The following is a 23,801-nucleotide window of genomic DNA, read 5'->3' as shown; positions in this document are numbered from 1 at the left end:
AAAATGAAAAAATATTTTATCCAAAAAGCACCGTTCGTAGTTCCAACCACTGATGGTAAATTAATTGAAGAACATCACGGATTGGCAACCACAAATAATTCCGCAATTTCGATTGCACATATGATAGCACCACCAGGTTGGAGCGAACCTTTTCAAACTCCAGAATTTTATGAATACACGTATATCATTAAAGGTAAAAAGCAATTTATTATTGAAGATGAAACGATAGTCTTAGAAGCAGGTCAATCGATTAAAATTGAGAAAAATACTCGTGTTCAATATTCAAATCCATTTGATGAACCTTGCGAATATTTGGCGATTTGTACGCCAGCTTTTAGTATGGATTTGGTGAATAGAGAAGAAAATTAAAATAAGAAAATGACTTACGAAACATATTGGTCAATTTTAGATGCGCCAACAAATTCTATAAAGCCATATACAATATGTCTAATTGCTGCGTTATTATCACTAACATTACTAATATTATTTTTGAAATTTAATAAGGTAACTGACAAAATTGAAAAAAATATTGTAACAATATCATTAATTACAATATTTTTTATCTCTATTATTTCTTTTATTTATTTAAAATTCTTTTACATTGACAATAGTGAAAATAGAATTAATGCTTTCTTAGAATCGCAATATGTAGATAAGATTGAAGGTATAATATCAGAATACAAAAGAGAGGTTGTCTTTGTTAGAAATGGTAAACAAACTTCCGAAAGTTTTATGGTTGGAAAATTAAAATTTCAATACTTGGACAATTCTATTTTTCAATTTGGCCATTTTGGTGGAAATAGATCTGATTTTTTTCGAAATGGATTAAAAGTTAGAATAACATATCGAAAATCTAATTTTGAAATTTTAAAAATCGAAATTCCAAAAGGTAATCTTAAAAAATAAATACAGAAATTAAATCGAATTTATTTTAAACGAACTATTCTATTCTAATAATTCCAAAATCTTATTTTCAACTTCCTCTGAATTCCAATTTTCTCGAATATTATCCATTTTCAAAACTTCTTGCATGATTTCATTTTGAAAATCTCCAATTGCCATGGCTTCTGAATAAGGTTGTAAACTAAAAGTTACTCTACTATATAACGGCATCCATTTTTCTGGATGTTTGTCGGAAAACCATTTTTCGATTTTCTTTTGCAATAAAAAATTAGCATCCGCAGTTTTGGCACTCATTTCTTCGAAATTTCGTCTCGAAAGTTCAGCAATGGCATCTGCATTTGGTTTTCTTGAAATTTCGTATTCTTTGAAAATTCTATCCCAATCATCGCCATATTGTTGCATTAATTCATTCAGAATCGTGATATCTTCAAAACCCGCATTCATTCCGTGACCGTAAAAAGGGACAATTGCATGAGCAGAATCACCAATTAAAGCAATTTTATCGTTAAATGTCCAAGGGAAACATTTCATAATCGCCAAATAACTGTTCGGATTTCTGAAAAAGTCACGCACTAAATCTGGAATTACATCTTTTGTATCTGGAAAATAATTCGCAAAAAACGAAACTAATTTTTCTTCGTTGGTTAACGATTCAAACGAATTTTCGCCTTCAATTGGCATGAACAAAGTACAAGTAAACGAGTTGTCTAAATTAGCCAATCCCATCAACATGAAATTTCCTCTTGGCCAAATGTGTAAGGAATGAATATCGATTTTTGGAGAACCATCTGCATTAGCAGGAATATGCAATTCTTTATAACCAATTTTCATGAACTCTTGCGAATAATCAAACATCGATTGACGTTGCATTCTGTGTCTAATTCTCGAAAAAGCACCATCGGCTCCAAAAACTTTATCGTATTTTAACTCGGTCCAATCACCTTGTTCCGTTTCGCCTTCCCACAAAGTTGCAGTAGCTAACATTACATCCCAAATTTTACGTTCAAAAAAGAATTCTACACCTTCAGCTTCAGCCAAATCGACCATTTTTCTATTCAAAACGCCTCTTGATAGAGAAAAAATAGCTTCACCTTCTTTTCCGTAATATTGATAATTTAGTTTTCCATCTTGTAAATGGATGGCTCTTTTATCAACTGGAATTCCGATTTTTCGAATTTCTTCATCTAAACCCACATCTTCTAATGCTTTCCAACCGCGATTTGACATCACCAAATTAATGGAACGACCTGAAAACTCAACCGTTCTAATATCTGGACTTCTGTCGAAAACATGTACTGTATGTCCGGCTCTTTTTAAATAGATTGCCAATAAAGTTCCTACTAATCCAGAACCTACAACAGCAATTTTTTGTGGCGTTTGCATGAAGACTTTTGTAAAAATTTGGACTGCAAAAATACGGAATAATAAATTTCTAAGCCCGACTTTTATTAGATTTTTCATTTTGAGTTTAAATTTTGTTTAATTATTTTCAATATTAGTTAAACAAAATGTATCTTTGAATAAAAATTGTTATGAAAAAATTTACGAAAGACGAATTATTCTATATGTCAAAAGTGCCGCGACTGAACTTAGTAAATTGTGTTACCGGTTATAAATCCGCTAATTTAATTGGAACGGTTTCAACGGAAGGTGTTTTAAATGTTGCGGTTTTCAGCAGCGTTACGCATTTGGGAAGCGAACCACCCTTGTTAGGATTTATTTTAAGACCTACGACGGTTCCAAGAGATACTTATAAAAATATAAAAGAATCTGGATTCTTTACCATAAATCATATTACAGAAGAAATGATTGCTGATGCGCATCATACGTCTTCAAGTTATCAAGAACACATTTCAGAATTTGATAAAACCAATTTAGAACCTGAATTTATTGACAATCACAAAGTACCTTTCGTAAAAGGAAGTCCAGTGCAATTGTTATGCAAATATGTGAACGAATACAAAATTGAAGAAAACGATTGTATTCATATCATTGCTTCTATTGAAACCATTTATGCTGATGAAAAACTTTTTCATGATGATAATTGGATGCAATTAGACAGAGGAAATGTGATTGCAATTAACGGTTTAGATGGTTATGCTGTTCCAAAATTAGCAGATAGATTTCACTATGCGCGACCAGATAAACCATCAACTTCGATGTTATAATGGCACATAAAAAAGTAAATCTTCCCGAAAAAATTTGTAAAACCTGTAACCGACCGTTTTCTTGGCGAAAAAAATGGGAGAAAAACTGGGAAGAAGTAGTGTATTGTAGTGATAAATGCAGAATGAATAAAATTTAAAAAATCAAGTTCAAGGGCAAAATCAATAATCAAACAAAAAATAAGGAACACAGATTTAAGAAATAAGAAAAATCTTTAAAATCTTTTATGAACTTTTTCACAAAGTTATTCCGTAAAGAAAACTTATGTGACTTATATGTTTAAAATTATGAACGGATTAATATGGTTTAGAAACGATTTGCGCACGATTGACAATCATTCTTTGTACAATGCTTGTAGGGAAAATGAAAAAGTAATTGGCATTTATTGTTTAGATCCAAGACATTTCGAAACAACGCAATACGGTTTCAAGAAAACAGAAAAATTTAGAACCCAATTTCTTTTAGAAACTTTAGCCGAATTACAACAAAATTTAGCGGAGAAGAATATCTCCTTATTAGTTTATTACGGTTATCCCGAACAATTAATTCCGGAAATAGCCGCCAAATATCAAATTGATACCATTTATTGTCAAAAAGAATGGACGCAAGAAGAAGTGGATGTAGCAACTGAAGTTCGCAATTTAATTCCAGCAGTGAATTGGAAAACATATTACGACCAATTTCTATTTCATCCTGATGATATCCCGTATGAAGATTGGGATAAAATACCAGAAGTTTTTACGGAGTTCAGAAAGCAATTGGAAAAAAAAATTCGAGTGCGACCAACCGTTTCCATCTCAGCGAAACCAATTGCTAATGTAATTGAAGAAAAAACTACTATTCCAACTTTGGAAGATTTAGGTTTTGAAGATTTCAAGCAACCAAATAAAACCGCATTCCCATTTAAAGGTGGCGAAAATCAAGCTAAAAAAAGAATCAAAGAGTACTTTTGGGATACCAAAAAATTAGCTGTTTACAAGAAAACTCGAAATGGTTTAGTAGGAAAAGATTACAGTTCAAAACTTTCGGCTTGGTTGGCAAATGGAAGCATTTCGGCACGTATGATTTATTGGGAAGTGCAACAATTTGAGAAAAAAGTAGTCAAAAACGAAGATACGTATTGGTTAATTTTCGAGTTGATTTGGCGCGATTATTTCAAATATATCTCATTAAAACATGGCAATAAAATTTTCCAATTGAACGGTATTTTACAAAAAGAATATCATTGGAACCAAAACACCAAAGCTTTCAATCAATGGACGAACGGCACTACACCCGAACATTTTGTAAATGCCAACATGATTGAATTACAAAAAACAGGTTGGATGAGCAATCGCGGTCGTCAAAATGTAGCGAGTTATTGGGCAAAAGAATGGGAGCAAGATTGGCGCATTGGTGCGGCTTATTTTGAAAGTATGTTGATTGATTACGATGTGCATAGCAATTATGGCAATTGGATGTACAATGCTGGTGTTGGAAACGATCCAAGAGATAGAAAATTCAACATCAAACGCCAAGCAGAAATGTATGATGGCGATGGAAAATTTCAAAAAATGTGGTTAATTCCTGAATTATTTTAAATGAAAACACTTCGATTACTTTTGGGCGACCAACTCAATTCACAACATTCTTGGTTTGAAGAAGTCAATCCGAATGTGATGTATGTGATGACAGAAATGCGTCAGGAAACGGATTATGTGAAACATCACATTCAAAAAGTCGTGGCATTTTTTCTTGCTATGCGAAATTTTTCGGAAGAATTGACAAAACGAGGTCATCAGGTTATTTATTACAAAATTTCGGATGCGAATAATCCTCAGAATTTGGAACAATTGATTTTGGATTTGGTTGAAAAGAATACAATCGAGCAATTTGAATACCAATTTCCAGATGAATATCGTTTAGATGAACAATTGAAATCTATCTGTGAAAAACTTTCTATTCCAACAAAAGCCGTTGATTCTGAACATTTTTATACTTCTAGAAATGAACTAGCGGATTTTTTCAAAGGGAAAAAGCAACTTTTGATGGAAAGTTTCTATCGTATGATGCGAAAAAAACACGATGTTCTAATTGTGGGTGATCAACCGTTAGATGGAAAATGGAACTTTGACCATAACAACCGTAATCAATATAAAAACGAAGTTCCGATTCCGTTTCCTTTGGAATTTCATAAAAATGTGAGTGAACTTATTGCCGAAATTGAAGCGCAAAACATCACCACTTTTGGAAGTATTGATGTAAAAAATTTCAATTGGCCGACTTCCAGAAACGAAAGTTTGCAATTGATTGACTATTTCTGTGAGCATTTGTTGGAGCATTTTGGAACGTATCAAGATGCTTTATTTTCTGGACACAAATTTCTGTTTCATTCCCGTTTGTCTTTTGCGATGAATTCCAAAATGATTAGTCCGAAAGAAGTTGTTGATGCGGTAATTTCGTATTATTATGAAAATCAAGAAACCACTGAATTGGCGCAAGTAGAAGGTTTTGTCCGACAAATTATTGGTTGGCGCGAATATGTTAGAGGAATTTATTGGAAAGAAATGCCCAATTATGCCCAAATGAACGCATTAGAAAACCAAAATCCATTACCTGATTTCTTTTGGACCGGAAAAACCAAAATGAAATGCATGCAACATTCAATTTCCCAAAGTTTATCGGAAGCGTATGCCCATCATATTCAGCGACTAATGGTTATTGGCAATTTTTCTTTGTTAGCACAATTGCATCCTGATGCAGTTGACGCTTGGTATTTAGGTGTTTACATTGATGCGATTGAATGGGTAGAAATGCCGAATACTCGTGGCATGAGTCAATATGCTGATGGTGGAATTGTGGCAACGAAACCTTATGTTTCTTCGGGAAGTTACATTAATAAAATGAGCAATTACTGTGGCAGCTGTCATTACAAAGTAAAAGAGAAATTGGGCGAAAAAGCGTGTCCGTTTAACAGTTTGTATTGGCATTTTTTAGATGAGAAAAAACAACATTTTGCCAATAATCAAAGAATGAGCATGATGTTAGCCTTACTAAGAAAAATGAAACCAGAAGAATTAGCCGCAACGAAAGAAAAAGCGATTTCGATTTTGGAGGATATCAATAATTTATAAAAAAACAAAGCTTTTTAGACTTTGGTTTGTAATACATTTATTAACTTAATATTATTCCCATTTATCAGTTCTTTTTTGTTGATCATTAAGAGTTAAATAATGAATTGTAATTAACAACTGAATATTCGGATCATTTAAATCGAATTCTTTCGGGTTATTATAAATACTTTGTTGTAACATGCCTACTGATTCAAAATCTCCAGCTTCAATAAGTCTATCCGCATAATTTTTAACTTCCGGGTTATTTTTACCAAGTTCAGTCAAAAATTTTTGATATTTCCCATTATATTTTGAACCTAAATTTTTTAATTCCAAACCAGTATCTGGATAAGTCGCTTTTCCGAACTCCCATATTTCGTCAAATGTAGATTTAGAAATAGAATTGTAAAGTTCTTTTTGTTTTTCAAAGTCTACTTTAGTTAAAATCGGTTGCCAACCATTTTCTAATAATTCAGGCAATATTTTTGAAAAACAAGCCTTAAAATCAGAGTTTTTATTTTCAGAAATTTGGTTTTTAAAAAAGTCTGTTATTTTATTCAAGTCAGAGATTTGGTCAGTCGAAAAGTTATTATCTAGTTCAACTTTTGAATATTGTGATTTACAAGAGAAACTCAATTGTAAAATCACTACTCCAAATAATAACATTAATACTTTTCTCATATTATAAAACTAAAAACTTTAAGAAACTGAAACAAGTTCAGTTTGACAAAAAAATATTAAACTTGTATATGTCCCCAATTTTCTCCGCTTTTTATTCGGTAAATTTGCATTTCAGAAACATTAAATTCTTTTGCGGTTTTTCTAACGCTGAACTTTTCACCTTGTCGCTTCATTTTTAACTTAATTCGCATGACTTGTGTAGAAGTTAACTTTCTACCATCACGCTTTATGTTATTTTCTTGAAACTTTTTGAATGCTTCTTTTACTGCTGGACTATTGTGACCATGAGCACGCATTTCTGCATAAGTAGCCCATTTTAAATTATATAATTGATTATTCATCTTATCATAATCTAAATGCAAGACATATTCTTGGTCTTCATTTTCCTTCAAAATAAAAAGCTCTGCAACCATTTTGTGTATGGCATGAGAATAGTATTTTTTTTCACCATTATACATTCTAACATAACGCAAGAAAAGAAAACCTTCCGTAGGAGCGCCTTTTAGAATTTTTCCATTTTCAATTTTATCAGTAAAACTTTTAAGTCTACCATAATTAGAAACGGCATATCTAACCTTACCTGGAACTTGTATTGGATATTCCTTCCACTGTTCAATAACAAAATGACTCATATTTTTGTCTTTAAATAAATTAAGGGGCGTATTATTTACAAGACTTATCGCCTGATTTTATGCAAGATACAAATTATCTATTAAACTTAATCTTGTTTCCAACATTCATTTTTTGAGATTTTGCAAAAACGCCACACATATGAAACAACATTCTTGCACCCACGTTTCCGTCCCAATCGTCATCACCTGGGGCTACTTCAACTAAATCAAATCCGATGATTTCTTTATTCGTTTCAGCTAAACGACTGAATAAATAAGCAGCTTGCTCAAATGAAAATCCACCCGGAACCGGAGTTCCTGTATTTGGACAATACCAAGGATACATGCCGTCAATATCGAAAGAAATACAAATTTTTTCTGGTAACGAAGCGATAATGTTATCGCATTGTTGTTGCCAAGTTTTGCCTTCGAAAGCTTCTTGTTTTAAATCGCTATCGGTATGAACTAAAACTCTATCGCTTAAAGCAACTTCTACTTCTTGCTCACAAAAATCTCGAATTCCTACTTGTACAATTTTAGAAATTTGAGGAATTTGTAAGGCATTGTACATGATAGAAGCGTGCGAATACGTGAATCCTTCATAAGCAATACGTAAATCCATGTGCGCATCTAAATGTAAAATCCCGAAGTTCTCATATTTAGTCGCTAAAGCTTGGTAATACCCTAATGGTGTAGAATGATCTCCACCTAAAAGCACTACTTTTTTACCTTTATTCATCCAATTAAGCGTTTGCTCACGAACAGCTTCCACCATATCAGAACACGCATAATTAATTTCTTCTAAATCTTTCATTAATGAAGGATGATGGTCTAAAATCATTCCGCTTTCTAAAGCTTTAATGATTGGAGCCGCTTGCTTTTTGAACTTTTTAGATTTCTTTTTTAATTCTTTAGCGGGCTTGTCTATATAAATTCCTAATTTCCATAATTCAGGAAATTCTTGATGATTTAAATCTACTTGAAAAGAAGCATCTAAAACCGCATCTGGACCTTTTGAAGCTCCAGAACCATAGCTCACCGTAACTTCCCAAGGCACAGGAATTACAATAATTTCACTTTGTTCTGCCGAAAATGGTAATCCAAAAATAGTAGCATCGGCTAACCCAGGTTGAGAAGGATCAAAATTTTCTAATATTTGTTCTTTTGTCATAACTTGTTCAAAGCGCAAAAGCGCATCATTAATTTTTACAAAGTTAGTGTTTCCATTGATTTTTTAAAAATGTTTTTTAATGCGTTAAATTTTCATCATTGTTAAAAAATTTGCTTTATGATAATTGTCATCCTTTTTATTTTTTGAAATGGTCATCTTTGGCGATTACATTTTAAAATCTATATAAAATGAACTATAAACCTACACACACTTTTCATATTCCAGTAATGGGATTGGCTTATACTATTGACAGTCCAATTCGCGTGGGGCAATATGGTATTTCTTCTGTGGTTTCAATTACAGATGATGAACTTATTGAAAAAATGAGAGCTTTTTACAGCGAAAAATTCAGCATTCCTTATCAAGAAATTACGCAAAAATTTCATGATTATAGAGCTGAACGAATTACTAATTACCTAAACTTAGTTGATAAAATTGTAAAAGATAAGTTTGAGAATTTTAAAAATGAATTGATTGAAAGCAAATCTTCTTTAGAGAACTATATTGCTATGTTGCCAAACAAAACAGACTTAAAAAACAGTTTACAACATTTTATTGATGAAGGTTATACGCTAAAGGACACTATAAAAAATTATCTTGAAGAACATTTATCGCCTGGTGAAATTGATGTAAACATTATGACGAAAGTTGATAAAGATAATTTTGATAGAAATGAACAATTAGCCGTTGAATTTAATGATGCACACGCAGCACTTCGTGGTTTTGCAAACAGTAATTTGAGTTCGTCTGTGGTGCTTTCTGCAGGAATGAATCCGAGGTTATATAGTTATTTTGAAAATTTTAAAGATTTTTTTCCAAATTCTGAAACAATCATAAAGAAAAAAATCATTTTAAAAGTTAGCGATTTTCGTTCGGCACTAATTCAAGGAAGTTTTTTAGCTAAAAAAGGATTATGGGTTTCTGAATATCGCATAGAATCGGGATTAAATTGTGGTGGTCATGCGTTTGCAACCGATGGTTATTTATTAGGCCCCATTTTACAAGAATTTAAAGAAAAGAAAGAACAATTAATTCAAACCGCTCACGATTTATTAGTAAAAGCATTAGATCAAAAAGAGATGCCTGTTCCTCAAAAACAGCTAGAATTAAAAATTACAGCTCAAGGTGGTGTTGGAACTGCAGAAGAACACGACTTTTTATTAGAAAATTATAATTTAGATTCGATAGGTTGGGGTTCCCCATTTTTATTAGTTCCAGAAGCAACTTCTGTAGATAATGAAACACGAAAATTATTAGCAAATGCAAAAGAAAATGATTTCTATTTGAGCAATATTTCTCCGCTTGGCGTTCCATTTAACTCGGTAAAAGGAACAACAAATGAATTTTGGAAACAAAAAAGAATTGATGAAAATAACGCCGGAAGTTCTTGTCCGAAGCGACTTTTAGCTTTAAGCAAAGAACATGACGAAAAAGGAATGTGTACCGCTTCTAAAAAATATCAAGACATAAAACTAGAAGAATTGAACAACAAAAAAGACACTATTTCTATATCGGAATTTGAGAAAATAAAAACAAAAATAACTGATAAATCGTGTTTATGTGTTGGTTTGGCAAATGCTGCATATTTAGAGAATGACATCAAAATAAAAGGACAACAACAAGGAATTGTAATTTGTCCAGGACCAAATTTAGCGTATTTTGATAAAGAAATTTCGTTGGCAAATATGGTGAAACATATTTATGGAAATGCGAATGTTATGACAGATGAAAATCGACCAAATGTTTTTGTAAAAGAATTAAAAATGTATGTTGACTATTTGAGAAACGAGATTTCAGAATACACAAATGAACTTTCGGCTGGTCAAATTAAAAAATGGAATTTATTTAAAACAAATTTATTAGCAGGAATTGAATATTATGAGGATTTGTTTTCTTCTACAAATTTCTTTAAAGAAGAACGTAGTAAAATTAAAAATCAAATTGAAAAACACAAATCAGAATTGATTGAAATTGAAATTCCGAGTTTAGTTTTAACCTAATCATTTCAATAAAAAACCCTAACATTTATTTGTTAGGGTTTCTTTTTAATATTATTTTTGGATACCTCGTTTTAATATTTGTCCAAATTCATACATATCTTCAAACGAACAGTAGAATGGTGCTGGCGCTAAACGAATTACGTTTGGTTCTCTCCAATCGGTGATTACTCCGTTTTTCATTAAATATTCAAACAATTCTCTTCCTTGTCCATGAAGATAAACAGATAATTGACACCCACGTTCTTCTTGATTTGAAGGTGTTAAAATTTCAAAATCGGCGCCTTCTAATTCTTTGTCGATTTCATGTAGCACAAATTCTAAATAAGAAGTAATTAGATTTCGTTTTGCAATTAATTTATCCATTCCTACTTCTGCAAACATTTCAACAGAAGCTAAATAAGGTGCTAAAGATAAAATGGGTAAATTACTAATTTGCCATCCGTCGGCTCCGTGAACAGGGTCAAAATCAGGTTCCATTTTAAAACGACGCTCTTTGTTGTGTCCATACCAACCCGCAAAACGGTTTAACTCTTTGTCATTATGATGTTTTTCGTGAACAAAAAATCCCGAAGCATTTCCTGGCCCAGAATTCATGTATTTATAACTACACCAAGCGGCGAAGTCTACATTCCAATCGTGTAATTCTAATTTAATATTTCCGGCAGCGTGCGCTAAATCCCAACCAACGTATGCTCCATGTTTTTGACCTGCAGCTGTAATGGTTTTCATATCAAACACTTGTCCGGTGTAATAATTTACTCCACCAATTAAAACTAAAGCTAATTCGCTACCTACTTCCTCAATCTTAGCTAAAACATCTTCTAAACGAATATTAGCTTCACCTTCTCTGCGCTTGATTTCAACAATAGCATCTTTTGGATCAAAACCATGAAACTTTACTTGACTTTGAAACATGTATTGATCACTTGGGAACGCCTTTTCTTCGCAAATGATTTTATATTTATGTGGTGTTGGATTGTAAAACGACACCATTAATAAGTGTAAATTCACTGTTAAGGTGTTCATTACACCCACTTCAGTAGGCTTAGCTCCTACGATATCGCTCAAAGGAACAGCAAAACGTTCTTGATAATCCCACCAAGGTTTATCGGAATAAAAATGACCTTCTACTGCTAAATTTGCCCAATCTGCCATTACTTCATCTACATAAGATTTTGTTCTTTTTGGTTGTAACCCTAAAGAATTTCCTGTAAAATAGATTACTTGTTTTCCGTTTACATGCGGAAAATGAAATTCATCTCTGTATTTTCTTAATTCGTCTTGAGCGTCTAAACTTTTCGCAAATTCGCGTGTATTTTCAAAAATCATTAGTCTATTGGTTGTTTAATTTGTAAAAGTATGGAAAAGTTATAAAGTGTCAAAACGGTTGTTTTAGAGTTGTCATAAAAAAAGCCTAACTAATTATGTTAAGCTCTTTTATCGTCTAAGTTTTCTACAAATTATATTTCAAACTTAAAATTAAAAATCTAGGCTGCACTCGGTAACTTGAAAAATTACTAGTTCCGCCTAATTGACTAAAACTATTAGTATCTAACGATTTTGTATCTAATAAATTTGTTCCTGATAATTTCCATTCCCATTTACTGTCTTTTTTCTGATAAATTAAACTTGCTGTTAAGAAATCATACTCACTATCAATTGTTTTTGATTTGTTATAATTATGATAAAAATTATATTCAGAAGTAAAAGAAAAAGCGTCTAAGAAGTAATATTCTAAGGTTAACGAAGGGCTATCGGTATAAATTACATCAGAAAAGTTGTCACTAATCGAATAATTATAAGATAAACCAAGATTAGGAATTGTTTTATAATTCGTAGAGAAACCAATGGTATAACTTTGGTTAAATGATTCTGTAGTTTGAATTTCTGTTGGATTATTATTTGGATCTGTATCAGAATCAGGATAAACACGAATGTTATTAAACTTATTCCAATTGAAACTTGCTCTTAAATTTGCTTTATAATATTTTGCAAATGATCGACCATAATTTCCACTTGCTGATAACGATTCATCAGCAAAAGCAGAATTAATATTAACCGCAGAAGAAACTTGATTAACACCTGTTAACAAAGATTTATTCTTAATTGCATCAACTTGTTTTGAATAAGAAACAGCAGCAAAAATATTCTCAAAATTAAACATGTTATATTTAAAATAGCGTAAAGAATGTACTTGCGAAGTAGAATTTTCTAAATATCTATTTCCACTGAACAAACTATTGTAATTTGAAAAAACATAACCTTGCGCTAATTTATTAATATCGGTAAAATTGTTAGTTAACGAATAATTATACGTTAATGTTTCCGATTTTTTAATTTGCCATAATGCGTAAACATCTGGCAAAATTCTATTAAACGATTGCTTGTTCGATGTTCCCAATTGCTCATCGTTCATATTGTATTGATGTACACTAAATCCAGGATTAAAAGTGAATTTTCCTAACAAAAACTTATAATGAACACCAAGAAAAACATCATTAAACGAATAATTTACATTATTAGAATTTTCAGTTGATGACAAATTATTTTGAGAACCATCATCTAACATTTGAAAAATATAAGAATCAAAATTTTGATATGAATATGTATTTCCTAAAGTCAAATTAATATTACTTTTTGGCGTAACCATATAATAATAATCAAATTTCGAATCTAATTTATTGGTTTTTACAAAACGGTTTTGGTTCACATCATCTCGCAATTGTGTTCCATTATAACCTGACAAAATAAAAGGTTGCGTTTCTAAATTTGCATTATAAAACGGATCCTCTTCTTGATATAGATGTTGAAATTCTGCAGCAAAAACGTGTTTTTCATTTAATGTATAATAGTAATTTAAATTTTGATTAATTGAAAACGGATTTTGCTTTTTATTGGTATAAATATCAGAAAGCAAATTAGAAAACAAGCTTGAATTTTCTTTTTGGTCAGAGAATTTAATCAAAGCATCATAATCAAAATGCACTTTTTCTGAAGGTACATAACTCGAACTTAATTTCAACAAAGCTTGTTTACTATCTTGACGGGTAAATTCTTCACGTGTTTCGGTAATCGTTTGAGATGATCCATCGGGTAAATTATCGGTTCGGTTTGAAATATTTGTAGTTTCGATTTCAGTTTTATTTCCTAAAAGAATTCCAAAACCACTCAAAGTCCATGCTTTTGAAGGATTAAAGCTAAAATTTGCTGCTCCAAAAGTAGATTCAATATTTGCTGCTTGATTGTTACGAAGCCCTAAAATTCCTAAATCGTTTGAAGTTACATTAAAAGAAGAACCGCCTTTTCTCATCATATTTTTAAATCCGCCCGTGAACTTAAAATAATCTTGTGCTGTTAATGGTAACTCACCAATATTGTTTTTATTTCCGATAATGTTTAAACTGTATTTTGGATTGTAATAAAACAATTTTGGATTAATGATATAACGTTCTTCTTCATGTCCAACTCCAATTCCCACAGTCATATCTCCAAACCAAAAATTCTTTTTACCTTCTTTTAATTTAATATTTAAGGCAATACTTTCTTCGTTGTTCTCCAAGCCTTTTAAATTAGAAACTTCGTTATAATTTCGTAAAACTTGAATTTTATCTAATGCATCAGCAGGAATGTTCTTAGTAGCCAATTTGGTGTCTCCATCAAAAAAATCTTTTCCTTCCACCATTACTTTCTGAACTTTTTTACCTTCAACTTCAATTTCTCCGTCTTTGTTTACTTCTACACCTGGTAATTTTTTTAGTACGTCTTCTAATTTTCGTTCGGTTCCATTGGTAAATGAATCTGAATTATAAATAATAGTATCGCCCGAAATGGTTACAGGCATCTCATACACCACTTCAACATCTTTTAATACCGTTCCTTCTCTTAAAGTAATTGGGAAATTCATATTAGAAGTTGTTGTAGTAACCGTTTTCTCAAACGACTGAAAACCAATATAACTTGCTTTAATTGTATATGCAGTATTTGCTTTTAAACTCAATATAAATTTTCCTGCTTCGTTAGTAATAGCATATGCATCCATTGCTTTTGTTTGCTGATTTATCGCCATAATATTAGCCATATCTAAACCAACACCTGTAGAGTCTTTAACTGTACCTTCGAAACGAATATTTTGAGAAAAGGCACTTGTAGAAAGTGCCATTATAAGTAATAATATTATTTTTTTCATATTGTATTGTAAAGATTATCTACTCATTCTAAATCCACCACGTTGTTGACCACCTGGACCTGAATTCATCTCTTGCATTTCCTCCATTTTTTTCTTAACAATATCGTTGTATTCTGTTTGAGTAACTTCTTTTCCTTTAGTTACGGGTTTAATTTCAACTCTATCTTTTGTATTCATAACAATTTTTGTACACAACATAACCGTTTTACCATCATTAACTTCTAAAATTAACCCAGGTAAACCCCAATAATTTTCTGGACCTTGATTTACAGGGATTTCTGGACAATACCATGCTGTAATGGTGTTTTCTTTTGGCATTTCCCAGTCTTCGGTAAAATTGGTTTTCTTTGCTTTGGTAGTATCTTTTACTGTTTCTGTTTTAGTTTCTGTTTCTTTTTTATCGCGATTTCTAAATCTAAAATTTCTAAAATCTGATTCATTTACTTTTACAACTGCAGTAGCTTTAAAACAAGTATAATTTCCAATTTGCTTTGATTCACCTTCCATTTTCCAATCGTATTTTGGCAACGAATCTTTAATTAAAAATTCTTTTCCAAAAAACTCTCTATCTACAATAAATTGTTTGTCTTTTACATTTTTATAATGCGTTCCGCCTCCGCCCATCATTGAAGCCATCATTCTTCTTCCACCTTGTTCTCCTGGTGCATCTAATTTTTCTTCTTCTTTATAAATTGAAGCCGATTTGTCAAAATTTAAAATGAATGTTTTTTCAAACATTTTTTTCATTCTTTCCTCAATTTGCTTTTGCATTTCTGGAGTAATATCTTTATTTCCACTTAAGCCTTTTGCAAATTCGGCAGTACTTGTTTTAGATTCATAAACCGCCATTCCTTGAAAATTCTGAGCTTGTATTATCCCAGAAATCATTAAAATTGAAGCAATAATTATTTTTTTCATTGTTTTTGAATAGATTAGATAATGTTTAGACTTTCAAAAGTGCAATTTGTTACACAATTTATCTACTAATTTTCTGTTAAAGTAGTATATTAGACCTTTGAATTTTAAATTAGTTTAAACAATGTTTCAAAAAAATATATTTTTGATTTTTATGACTTTTTTGATTGTCGAAATAACCTTTTCGCAAAATGCTATTTATACTGAAAACATTGACAAAACTTTATTGTTAACAGATACTTTTTTAGGATTTGACAACCAACAAAATCAGTATTCAATTAAAGACAATGTTTTATCTAAAAACAGCAAACTAATTAATTATCAATATAAAAATGTGAGTTTAGGAAAAATTACGCGCGTTGATTTTCAAAACCCGTTGCAAATTGTAGTTTTTTATAACGATTTCAACACTGCAATTTTACTAGACAATCAATTAAACGAGACCAAAAAAATCGATTTTAATTTACTTTCAGAAGCTGTAAATATTGATGCTATAGCTTTATCATCGCAAAACCAGTTGTGGTTTTTTGATACTATTTCGTCAAAAATTGGATTGTATAATTTAACTAACGATAGCTTCAAATGGATTTCAACCGCATTAGAACATCCAATAAAACATTATAATTCAAATTACACACATTTTTACTGGCTGAATGATAAAAACAAATTTCATTCCATATCTATTTATGGCACTATTGAAACATTTGATCGTTTTCCAGAATTTGATACCATTCAATTAATTAACAATGAAATTGCTTTGTATACAAATGACAATCAATTGTTATATTATGAAATTGCCAATAACAGAAGTACAAAAATTAAAATTGCTGAAAATTTCGTTACTAATTTTTTCTTTGCGGATGGAATTTTAGCTATTTTTACCCAAAATGAAATTACTAATTATAAAATAATTTTACCATAATGCACATAGCAGTCGCAGGAAACATCGGAGCAGGAAAAACAACATTAACGAAACTATTAGCCAAACATTTTAAATGGGAACCGCACTTTGAAGATGTAGTTGACAATCCGTATTTAGATGATTTTTACCACCAAATGGAACGTTGGAGTTTTAATCTTCAAATTTATTTTTTGAACAGTCGTTTTCGTCAAGTGTTACAAATTAGACAAAGTGGTAAAAACATTATTCAAGACCGTACAATTTATGAAGATGCACATATTTTCGCTCCCAATCTTCATGCAATGGGATTAATGGCAAATAGAGATTACAATAATTATACTTCGCTTTTTGAACTTATGGAAGGCTTAGTAGGCGCACCAGATTTGTTGATTTATTTAAGAAGTTCGATTCCTAATCTTGTAAGTCAAATTCACAAAAGAGGAAGAGATTATGAAAACTCGATTTCAATTGATTATTTGAGTCGTTTGAACGAAAGATACGAAGCATGGATTCAAACTTACGACAAAGGAAAATTAGTAATTATTGATGTAGACAATATTGATTTTGTTAACAATCCAGAAGATTTAGGAAACATCATCAACCGAATTGATGCCGAATTAAACGGATTATTTTAGCCATATGAAACGCCTCAATCGAGGCGTTTTTTTTATTTCATTGTATCAAACAACGATTTCACTTTTATATTTTGAACTGGCTTCGACAATTTGATAATTCGCTTTTCATTTGGCAATAAATCAAAATAATTATCTTCAAAAAAAGTGTCATTTTCCGAATACAGAAAAACATCCTTAGCTAAAACATCGGTAGAAATTTCAATAGTTACTTCATCAATAGTTTTGATTTGAATGTTTGGTTTTAATAATTTTAAATCTTTAGGTTTTTCGAAAAAGAAATTAGATTCCCAATGATTATCGTCTGAAATAAATTCTAATTTTATATATGAATTTTGTGTATCAATTTCCTTTAATGAAGGAAAAGGCAATAAAATAGCTGACACATTTGAACTAGCGTCTGATTTACAATACGATTTTCTCTGCCATAAAAGTTGACCATTAAAATTTCTAATTTCAGCTTTTAATTCTCCTGCATAATTTTGAATCCCATCATTGATAACAAAAAACTTATAAATTCCACTATCCGTTACCTCAGCAGACAAAAGTACGTTCTCAAAACTTCTCTTCGCTTGATAATGAAACGCTTTCCAATTTCCATAATAATCCAACGAACTCCAAGACGTAACAGGCCAACAATCATTGAATTGCCAATATAACGTTCCCATACAATATGATTTGGCTCTTCGGTGGGCTTCAATTGCGGTTTTCATTCCACGAGCTTGCAACAATTGGGAAACATATGCATAATCCTCGAAATCTTTTGGTACCACATAATCGCGTTCCATGTATTCGTTGATGGTTTCGTAACCTGTTGGGTGTTTTTGATGATTTTTAAAAGCATCGGAAGAGAAATTCAAATCTTCTTTATCCATCACTTTTTGCAAGGTTTCCAAATTTGGCAAGCCTTGAAAACCATATTCACTCATAAAACGCCCCACTTTTTTCTCATAAATTTCAAACAGTTCTTTTCCCCACCAAACGCCCCAATAATGCGAATCACCTTGCAACAAACTTTCTTTTCTTCCCCAACCAATCGAAGGTGACGAAGACCAATAAATGTTTTTTTCTTTTGGAAGCAAACTATCTAATGTCTGCGGAATCATTTCGTGAAATACTTTTTTGTAATCGTTCCAAATTTGTGTTGAATCCACTTTTGAATAGTTAAATTGTTTTTGCCAACCCCAATTGTGCCAACCTTCGTCGTTTTCATTATTGCCACACCAAATAGCAATACTTGAATGATTTTGCAAACGATTTACGTTATCAATTACTTCTTGTTTTACATTTTGCACAAATTTTTCATCTCCAGGATACATCGAACAAGCAAACATAAAATCTTGCCAAACTAAAATTCCGTTAGCATCACAAGCTTCATAAAACGCATCATCAAAATAAACGCCACCGCCCCAAACGCGAAGCATGTTCATATTCGCTTTTTTAGCATTTTCGACTAAAGAAAAATAAGTGGAATCAGAAACTCGTGGTAAAAAACTATCTGGCGGAACCACATTAGCACCTTTCATGAAAACAGATTTCCCATTTAATTTAAAATAAAAACTTTTTCCTGCTTGGTCTTTTTCCTGAATTAATTCGATAGTTTTCAAGCCAATATTTAACTTTTTTGAATCCAAAAACTGCTTTTTCTGTTGGACTTCGATAGTAAAAGGATATAAATTTGCTTCACCTAAACCATTACACCACCACAATTTTGGATTCGCAATTTCATAGGACATTATGATTTTGTTCTTTCCTTTTTTAAGATTGAATGTTTCCGATTTTTCATTGATTTTTAGCTGAATCGCTTTTACTTTGGAAACGTAAATTTCGGTTGTGAATTCTAAAATCGCTTTTTTGTCATTCAATTCGACTTGACTGTATTTTATGTTTTCGATTTTAGCCGAATTCCAAAATTTTAATTGCACTTTTTTCCAAATTCCTGCCGTTACGAATCGTGGTCCCCAATCCCAACCGAATTGATATTGCGCTTTTCGAACAAAGACACGCTCTTTTTCAGGTAAAGTATAGGATAATTTTTTCGCTTCTTCTTTTCCTTTTTGAACTGCCGAATGAAAAACTACTTTTAAATGATTGGTTCCAATTTTCAAATGTGATTTGGCAGAAATTGTCCATTTTCGGAACATATTATTGGCTTCTAAAACTGCTTTTCCGTTCAAAAAAACAGTTGCATACGTATCTAAACCTTCGAATTCCAAATCGATATTTTGATTTTTAAGTTCGGATTCTGATAAAGTAAAATATGTTTCGTACTCCCAATTCTCATTTTCAATCCACTGTAATTTCTTTTCATTGTCTCCATAAAATGGATCAGGAATTATTTTGTTTTGAAACAAGTCCGTGTGAACGGTTCCCGGAATAGTTGCTTTATATTTTTTTGCTTCGTTTTGCTTGTTGAATGTCCAGTTTTCTGATGATAAATTTCGATAAGAAGTTTGTCCAAAATTGAAAAAACAATTTAGACATAATATAAAAACGAAGATTTTTTTAAACATATAAGGCATGTAAGTTCATTTAAGATTGCAACTTTTTCTTCAATTGAACAATTTCCTCTGGACTAGCAATTTCACTTCCATCGGTAATGGCGGATGAATGGTACCAATTAGCATCAACCATTTCGTTTAATGCTGAAATATTAATTGAACGCAATCCGCCACCAGGCATTATTTCGATGCGATTATTGGCTTGAATGACTAATTGCTTCAAAACTTCTTTTCCTTCCATCACATTTGAAAAAGTTCCAGAAGTTAAAATTGTTGAAAATCCGCATGAAATAACATCTTCTAATGCATTTTCGTAATCTAAAACTTCATCAAAAGCACGATGAAACGTACAAGGAAAAGGTTTTGCTAAATCAACTAAAGCTTTATTCACTTCTATATCGATTTTACCATCGTTTGTCAAAATTCCAAAAACAAAGCCGTCAACACCAATATCTTTGAATTCAAGTATATCTAAATACATATACATTATTTCATGCATTGAATAAACAAAGTCACCTCCTCTTGGGCGAATCATTACATATAAATCGATGGTCAAATGTTCGCGAGCTTGTTGGATTATTTCGATTGTTGGAGTTGTACCACCAACCGACATATCAGCGCACAATTCTACTCTATCGGCTCCTACTTTTTGTGCGATGAGAGCGGATTCAAGATTAAAACAAGCGATTTCGATTTTTTTCATTATTTCAAAAAGTAATTCGCATCAATTAATTTATTTCCTGTTGCATCATGAACGGCATAATTGAAACCACCTTGCACACAATACGAACCATATTCTCCTTTTTTATTCAGAGCGATGAATCCAACTTGAATATCTTTTAGATTTTTTCCTCGATTTTTTGTCAGTTTTACAATTCGCATCACCGCTTCTTCACAAGCTTTTTGTGGCGATTTCCCTTGTCGCATTAATTCTACTACCAAATGACAACCCGTAATTCGGATTACTTCTTCGCCGTGACCTGTTGCGGTTGCGGCACCAATTTCGTTATCCACATACAAACCTGCACCGATAATTGGGGAATCGCCTACTCTTCCGTGCATTTTAAACGCCATACCACTTGTAGTACACGCACCCGATAAATTGCCATGCGCATCTAACGCAATCATTCCGATAGTGTCGTGGTTTTCGATGTTGGCTTTTGGTAAATATTCACTGGTTTTTAGCCATTCTTTCCATTCTTTTTCGGAAGCTTCAACTAACAAATTCTCTTTTTTGAACCCTTGTGCAATGGCAAACTGCAATGCTCCTTCACCTACCAACATCACATGAGGCGTTTTTTCCATGACCATTCTTGCTACAGAAATGGGATGTTTGATGTGTTCCAAACAAGCTACCGAACCAATATTCGAAAATTCATCCATAATACAAGCGTCTAATGTTACGCGACCATCTCTATCTGGACGACCGCCGTAACCCACACTTCTTTCATTTACATCTCCTTCTGGAATTTTACTCCAGCTTCTACAGCATCCAAAGCGCGACCTTTATTTTTTAGCACTTCCCAAGCGGCTTCATTGGCTTGCAAACCAAAATTCCATGTAGAAAGCACAATTGGTTTATTCACTTTTCCTGAATTAATATCCATTTCAGTTTCATCAGATTTTCCATTGAAAGCCTGAAATGCTACGCCAGCTGTTGCTAATGCGGTTGTTTTTAAAAAATTTCTTCTGTTTGTCATTATTCTACACTTATTTCGTCTACAAATAACCAACTATTAGAACCAGCTCCCGGTTTTCCATCTGCTATGATTCCGTTGTTTTCTGCAATGACTTTTATAAATTGAACATTTTGTTTATCAAATTCAACTACGATTTTTCCTTTATTTTCATAAACTTCTTTAGAAGTAACTATTGTAATTGGAATGTAATTTTCACCCTCTTTTGAAACTAAAATTCCGATACTCTTTGGATAATAAATCCAACTTCCTTCTGATGAAAGGGCGTTAATACTGATTTTTGAAATCGTATCTGGTTTCCCTAAATCGATTGTAGCGTTCATATCTTTTCCCCAAAAGCCTAACCAATCTCTACCGAATTTTGAAGGATTTCCTTTCATACCATCAACCAAAGTAAAACTTCCACCAATTCCGTAATTTTCATGCGGCTGATGAACCAATTCTATTTTTTTACCCGTTGACTTAGTAATGAAAAACGGTTGTTCGATAGTAGCACTTTTTACTTTTCCATTTTCGAAATAAGCTGCTTTTATGGTTTGGTTTTTCGTAACTAGAATTGGTGTTTCGTAAAAAATCGAATTCGCATTTGGTTCCGAACCGTCAGTTGTATATTTAATTCCGCTTGGATTGACAGATTTTAATTCGAATGCTACTCCGTTTTCGGCAGGTTGCACTTTTGAAGTTACTTCGAAAATGGCTTTGCTGTAGTTGATTCCTTTTTTATCATAGATTTCAAAATGTGAAATCAATCTTTTTTCGAATTCTTTGTATTCTTTTGAATTTGATGTTCCCCAAACGACTTCAGAAAGTGCTGCTATTCTTGGGAAAAGCATATATTCAACATATTTTGTAGTGTTGATGTATTCCGTCCAAAGATTGGCTTGAGCACCTAAAATATATTTCGATTCATCTGCTGAAAGTTCCTTCGGAATTGGATTAAAAGAATATACTTTTTCTACATTGGTATAACCTCCAAAAGCAATCGGTTCATTTTTAGGTTCGCCTTGATAATGATCAAAATAACAATGTGAACCTGGCGACATAACTACGAAATGTTTTTGTTTGGCTGCTGCAATTCCGCCTTCGGTACCGCGCCAACTCATTACGGCTGCGTTAGGTGCTAATCCGCCTTCTAAAATTTCATCCCAACCGATTATTTTTCGACCTTTACTGTTGACAAATTTTTCGATTCTTTGGATGAAATAACTTTGCAATTCGTGTTCGTCTTTTAGATGTTCCTCTTTGATTCTTTTTTGACAATGCGGACAACTTTTCCAACGGACTTTTGGAGATTCATCACCACCAATGTGAATATATTCGGAAGGGAATAAATCAATTACTTCTGTTAAAACATTTTCTAAAAACGTAAAAGTTTCATCTTTAGGGCAAAAAACATCTTCTAAAACACCCCAAGTTTTTCCCACTTCAAAAGGTCCGCCAGTGCAAGAAAATTCAGGATAAGAAGCTAAGGCTGCTAAAGCATGACCAGGCATTTCGATTTCAGGAACAATGGTGATGTGGCGTTCTTTGGCGTAAGCTACAATCTCTTTGATTTCTTCTTGCGTATAAAATCCGCCATAGCGAATGTCGTCGAAAGTTTGGTCGGTGTAATGTCCAACCATGGAACCGTTTCTCCAAGCTCCCACTTCGGTTAGTTTAGGATATTTTTTGATTTCGATGCGCCAACCTTGGTCATCAGTTAAATGCCAATGAAAAGTATTCATTTTATAAATAGCTAAATAATCAATGTATTTTTTGATGAAATCTTTTGGAAAGAAATGACGAGAAACGTCTAAATGCATACCGCGCCATTGAAATTTGGGTTGGTCGGTTATACTTAAACAAGGTATTTTAATTTCAAGTGATTTCTCTAATGGAAGTAATTGAATTAATGTTTGAATAGCGTAGAAAATTCCATGATCTTCAGTTGCTTTTATAACCACTTCATTCTTTGAAATTGATAAATTATACCATTCTTTAAAAGACTTTTTTTCTTCGATAATTTTAGTTACAAAAATAATTTTAGACTTTGCTTTAGACGAAGTTGTAATTTCTAAATTTAATCCTAATTGTTGCTCTATGATTTGTTGCAAATATTTAGCTTCGAAAGAATTTTCATCTGCTTGAATAACGGTTTTCGAGTTCAGAACAAAAAAACCAGAATGATATTCAATGTTTTGCGGCTTCGGAATTAAATTAAGATTCTTTTGCGCCATGCTAATTACAGGAATAAGCAACAACAAAATCAGTATTTTATATTTCATTGGAGTTGTGTTTGTTTGGCTAAAATTAAATAAAAAAACCGCACATTGCTGTACGGTTTTCATTATTTGTGTTGAAAAAAG

At 32.1% G+C, this 23,801-nt stretch carries 19 protein-coding genes and 1 pseudogene; 9 read left to right on the top strand and 11 right to left on the bottom strand.

Going from position 1 to position 23,801, the window contains the following annotated elements; all coding sequences use genetic code 11:
* Positions 1–3 precede the first annotated feature (3 nt).
* On the top strand, positions 4–369 hold the full coding sequence (locus M9Q43_RS07780) for a cupin domain-containing protein (protein ID WP_262318375.1): 366 nt from the start codon (positions 4–6) through the stop codon (positions 367–369).
* A 9-nt stretch (positions 370–378) separates the two neighbouring features.
* The gene (locus M9Q43_RS07775) at positions 379–906 is read left to right on the top strand and encodes a hypothetical protein (protein WP_262318374.1); all 528 of its coding nucleotides are present in this window, start codon (positions 379–381) and stop codon (positions 904–906) included.
* A gap of 39 nt (positions 907–945) precedes the next feature.
* Here the strand turns inward: M9Q43_RS07775 and M9Q43_RS07770 are convergent, their stop codons facing one another.
* Complete coding sequence (locus M9Q43_RS07770) at positions 946–2,286, bottom strand: FAD-dependent oxidoreductase (RefSeq protein WP_262318384.1); 1,341 nt, start codon at positions 2,284–2,286, stop codon at positions 946–948.
* A 149-nt stretch (positions 2,287–2,435) separates the two neighbouring features.
* On the opposite strand from M9Q43_RS07770, the gene M9Q43_RS07765 reads away from it, so the two are divergent.
* The 4 genes from M9Q43_RS07765 to M9Q43_RS07750 all read left to right on the top strand — a co-directional run bounded on the left by M9Q43_RS07765 (position 2,436) and on the right by M9Q43_RS07750 (position 6,182).
* Positions 2,436–3,071 carry a flavin reductase family protein gene (locus M9Q43_RS07765; protein ID WP_262318373.1) on the top strand — a complete coding sequence of 212 codons (636 nt, stop codon included), beginning with the start codon at positions 2,436–2,438 and terminating at the stop codon, positions 3,069–3,071.
* Positions 3,071–3,208, top strand: a complete 138-nt coding sequence (locus M9Q43_RS07760) for a DUF2256 domain-containing protein (protein WP_262318372.1) — start codon at positions 3,071–3,073, stop codon at positions 3,206–3,208. The genes M9Q43_RS07765 and M9Q43_RS07760 overlap by 1 nt, the downstream gene beginning before the upstream one ends.
* 148 nt (positions 3,209–3,356) lie before the next feature.
* Positions 3,357–4,649: a DASH family cryptochrome gene (locus M9Q43_RS07755; protein WP_262318371.1), complete on the top strand. Its 1,293-nt coding sequence runs from the start codon at positions 3,357–3,359 to the stop codon at positions 4,647–4,649.
* Positions 4,650–6,182, top strand: coding sequence for a cryptochrome/photolyase family protein (locus M9Q43_RS07750; protein WP_262318370.1), 1,533 nt, complete (start codon positions 4,650–4,652; stop codon positions 6,180–6,182).
* A 51-nt stretch (positions 6,183–6,233) separates the two neighbouring features.
* Here M9Q43_RS07750 and M9Q43_RS07745 read toward each other — a convergent pair whose 3' ends face one another.
* From M9Q43_RS07745 to M9Q43_RS07735, 3 genes are all read right to left on the bottom strand, one after another.
* The gene (locus M9Q43_RS07745) at positions 6,234–6,722 is read right to left on the bottom strand and encodes a hypothetical protein (protein WP_262318369.1); all 489 of its coding nucleotides are present in this window, start codon (positions 6,720–6,722) and stop codon (positions 6,234–6,236) included.
* A 176-nt stretch (positions 6,723–6,898) separates the two neighbouring features.
* The gene (locus M9Q43_RS07740) at positions 6,899–7,474 is read right to left on the bottom strand and encodes an NUMOD4 domain-containing protein (protein ID WP_262318368.1); all 576 of its coding nucleotides are present in this window, start codon (positions 7,472–7,474) and stop codon (positions 6,899–6,901) included.
* A 73-nt stretch (positions 7,475–7,547) separates the two neighbouring features.
* Positions 7,548–8,624, bottom strand: coding sequence for an agmatinase family protein (locus tag M9Q43_RS07735; protein WP_262318367.1), 1,077 nt, complete (start codon positions 8,622–8,624; stop codon positions 7,548–7,550).
* A gap of 188 nt (positions 8,625–8,812) precedes the next feature.
* On the opposite strand from M9Q43_RS07735, the gene M9Q43_RS07730 reads away from it, so the two are divergent.
* The gene (locus M9Q43_RS07730; protein ID WP_262318366.1) at positions 8,813–10,624 is read left to right on the top strand and encodes a hypothetical protein; all 1,812 of its coding nucleotides are present in this window, start codon (positions 8,813–8,815) and stop codon (positions 10,622–10,624) included.
* 51 nt (positions 10,625–10,675) lie between these two features.
* Here M9Q43_RS07730 and kynU read toward each other — a convergent pair whose 3' ends face one another.
* From kynU to M9Q43_RS07715, 3 genes are all read right to left on the bottom strand, one after another.
* Positions 10,676–11,953, bottom strand: a complete 1,278-nt coding sequence (gene kynU, locus M9Q43_RS07725; RefSeq protein WP_262318365.1) for a kynureninase — start codon at positions 11,951–11,953, stop codon at positions 10,676–10,678.
* Positions 11,954–12,077: 124 nt separating this feature from the next.
* The gene (locus M9Q43_RS07720) at positions 12,078–14,810 is read right to left on the bottom strand and encodes a carboxypeptidase-like regulatory domain-containing protein (protein WP_262318364.1); all 2,733 of its coding nucleotides are present in this window, start codon (positions 14,808–14,810) and stop codon (positions 12,078–12,080) included.
* Between the two features lie 15 nt (positions 14,811–14,825).
* Positions 14,826–15,728 carry a GLPGLI family protein gene (locus M9Q43_RS07715; protein WP_262318363.1) on the bottom strand — a complete coding sequence of 301 codons (903 nt, stop codon included), beginning with the start codon at positions 15,726–15,728 and terminating at the stop codon, positions 14,826–14,828.
* Between the two features lie 121 nt (positions 15,729–15,849).
* Here M9Q43_RS07715 and M9Q43_RS07710 point away from each other — a divergent pair, with 121 nt between their 5' ends.
* Together M9Q43_RS07710 and M9Q43_RS07705 are read left to right on the top strand one after the other, a co-directional pair.
* Entirely contained in the window at positions 15,850–16,647 is a 798-nt protein-coding gene (locus tag M9Q43_RS07710; RefSeq protein ID WP_262318362.1) for a hypothetical protein, read from the top strand.
* Entirely contained in the window at positions 16,647–17,261 is a 615-nt protein-coding gene (locus M9Q43_RS07705) for a deoxynucleoside kinase (RefSeq protein WP_262318361.1), read from the top strand. The genes M9Q43_RS07710 and M9Q43_RS07705 overlap by 1 nt, the downstream gene beginning before the upstream one ends.
* 32 nt (positions 17,262–17,293) lie before the next feature.
* On the opposite strand, the gene M9Q43_RS07700 is transcribed toward M9Q43_RS07705, so the two are convergent.
* From M9Q43_RS07700 to M9Q43_RS07685, 4 genes and pseudogenes are all read right to left on the bottom strand, one after another.
* Positions 17,294–19,771, bottom strand: a complete 2,478-nt coding sequence (locus M9Q43_RS07700) for a beta-mannosidase (protein ID WP_262318360.1) — start codon at positions 19,769–19,771, stop codon at positions 17,294–17,296.
* A 19-nt stretch (positions 19,772–19,790) separates the two neighbouring features.
* Positions 19,791–20,462, bottom strand: coding sequence for a copper homeostasis protein CutC (locus M9Q43_RS07695; protein WP_262318359.1), 672 nt, complete (start codon positions 20,460–20,462; stop codon positions 19,791–19,793).
* Positions 20,462–21,459 (bottom strand): annotated as a pseudogene (locus M9Q43_RS07690) (isoaspartyl peptidase/L-asparaginase). Before M9Q43_RS07690 ends, M9Q43_RS07695 begins: the two are co-directional and overlap by 1 nt.
* Positions 21,459–23,720, bottom strand: a complete 2,262-nt coding sequence (locus M9Q43_RS07685; RefSeq protein WP_262318358.1) for a glycoside hydrolase family 20 protein — start codon at positions 23,718–23,720, stop codon at positions 21,459–21,461. Before M9Q43_RS07685 ends, M9Q43_RS07690 begins: the two are co-directional and overlap by 1 nt.
* Positions 23,721–23,801: the final 81 nt, after the last annotated feature.

The organism is Flavobacterium odoriferum (assembly GCF_025499515.1).
GTDB lineage: Bacteria > Bacteroidota > Bacteroidia > Flavobacteriales > Flavobacteriaceae > Flavobacterium > Flavobacterium odoriferum.
The sequence above is the reverse complement of the archived record's forward strand: the minus strand, read 5'-3'. Positions and strand labels throughout refer to the sequence as shown.

What these genes read in the sequence shown, in the direction of transcription:
- M9Q43_RS07775 (WP_262318374.1), top strand. Translation starts at nt 379, where the DNA reads ATGACTTACGAAACATATTGGTCAATTTTAGATGCGCCAACAAATTCT.
- kynU (WP_262318365.1), bottom strand. Translation starts at nt 11,953, where the DNA reads ATGATTTTTGAAAATACACGCGAATTTGCGAAAAGTTTAGACGCTCAA.
- M9Q43_RS07755 (WP_262318371.1), top strand. Translation starts at nt 3,357, where the DNA reads ATGAACGGATTAATATGGTTTAGAAACGATTTGCGCACGATTGACAAT.
- M9Q43_RS07700 (WP_262318360.1), bottom strand. Translation starts at nt 19,771, where the DNA reads ATGTTTAAAAAAATCTTCGTTTTTATATTATGTCTAAATTGTTTTTTC.
- M9Q43_RS07750 (WP_262318370.1), top strand. Translation starts at nt 4,650, where the DNA reads ATGAAAACACTTCGATTACTTTTGGGCGACCAACTCAATTCACAACAT.
- M9Q43_RS07710 (WP_262318362.1), top strand. Translation starts at nt 15,850, where the DNA reads ATGTTTCAAAAAAATATATTTTTGATTTTTATGACTTTTTTGATTGTC.
- M9Q43_RS07770 (WP_262318384.1), bottom strand. Translation starts at nt 2,286, where the DNA reads ATGCAAACGCCACAAAAAATTGCTGTTGTAGGTTCTGGATTAGTAGGA.
- M9Q43_RS07720 (WP_262318364.1), bottom strand. Translation starts at nt 14,810, where the DNA reads ATGAAAAAAATAATATTATTACTTATAATGGCACTTTCTACAAGTGCC.
- M9Q43_RS07740 (WP_262318368.1), bottom strand. Translation starts at nt 7,474, where the DNA reads ATGAGTCATTTTGTTATTGAACAGTGGAAGGAATATCCAATACAAGTT.
- M9Q43_RS07780 (WP_262318375.1), top strand. Translation starts at nt 4, where the DNA reads ATGAAAAAATATTTTATCCAAAAAGCACCGTTCGTAGTTCCAACCACT.
- M9Q43_RS07695 (WP_262318359.1), bottom strand. Translation starts at nt 20,462, where the DNA reads ATGAAAAAAATCGAAATCGCTTGTTTTAATCTTGAATCCGCTCTCATC.
- M9Q43_RS07730 (WP_262318366.1), top strand. Translation starts at nt 8,813, where the DNA reads ATGAACTATAAACCTACACACACTTTTCATATTCCAGTAATGGGATTG.
- M9Q43_RS07685 (WP_262318358.1), bottom strand. Translation starts at nt 23,720, where the DNA reads ATGAAATATAAAATACTGATTTTGTTGTTGCTTATTCCTGTAATTAGC.
- M9Q43_RS07735 (WP_262318367.1), bottom strand. Translation starts at nt 8,624, where the DNA reads ATGACAAAAGAACAAATATTAGAAAATTTTGATCCTTCTCAACCTGGG.
- M9Q43_RS07760 (WP_262318372.1), top strand. Translation starts at nt 3,071, where the DNA reads ATGGCACATAAAAAAGTAAATCTTCCCGAAAAAATTTGTAAAACCTGT.
- M9Q43_RS07765 (WP_262318373.1), top strand. Translation starts at nt 2,436, where the DNA reads ATGAAAAAATTTACGAAAGACGAATTATTCTATATGTCAAAAGTGCCG.
- M9Q43_RS07705 (WP_262318361.1), top strand. Translation starts at nt 16,647, where the DNA reads ATGCACATAGCAGTCGCAGGAAACATCGGAGCAGGAAAAACAACATTA.
- M9Q43_RS07715 (WP_262318363.1), bottom strand. Translation starts at nt 15,728, where the DNA reads ATGAAAAAAATAATTATTGCTTCAATTTTAATGATTTCTGGGATAATA.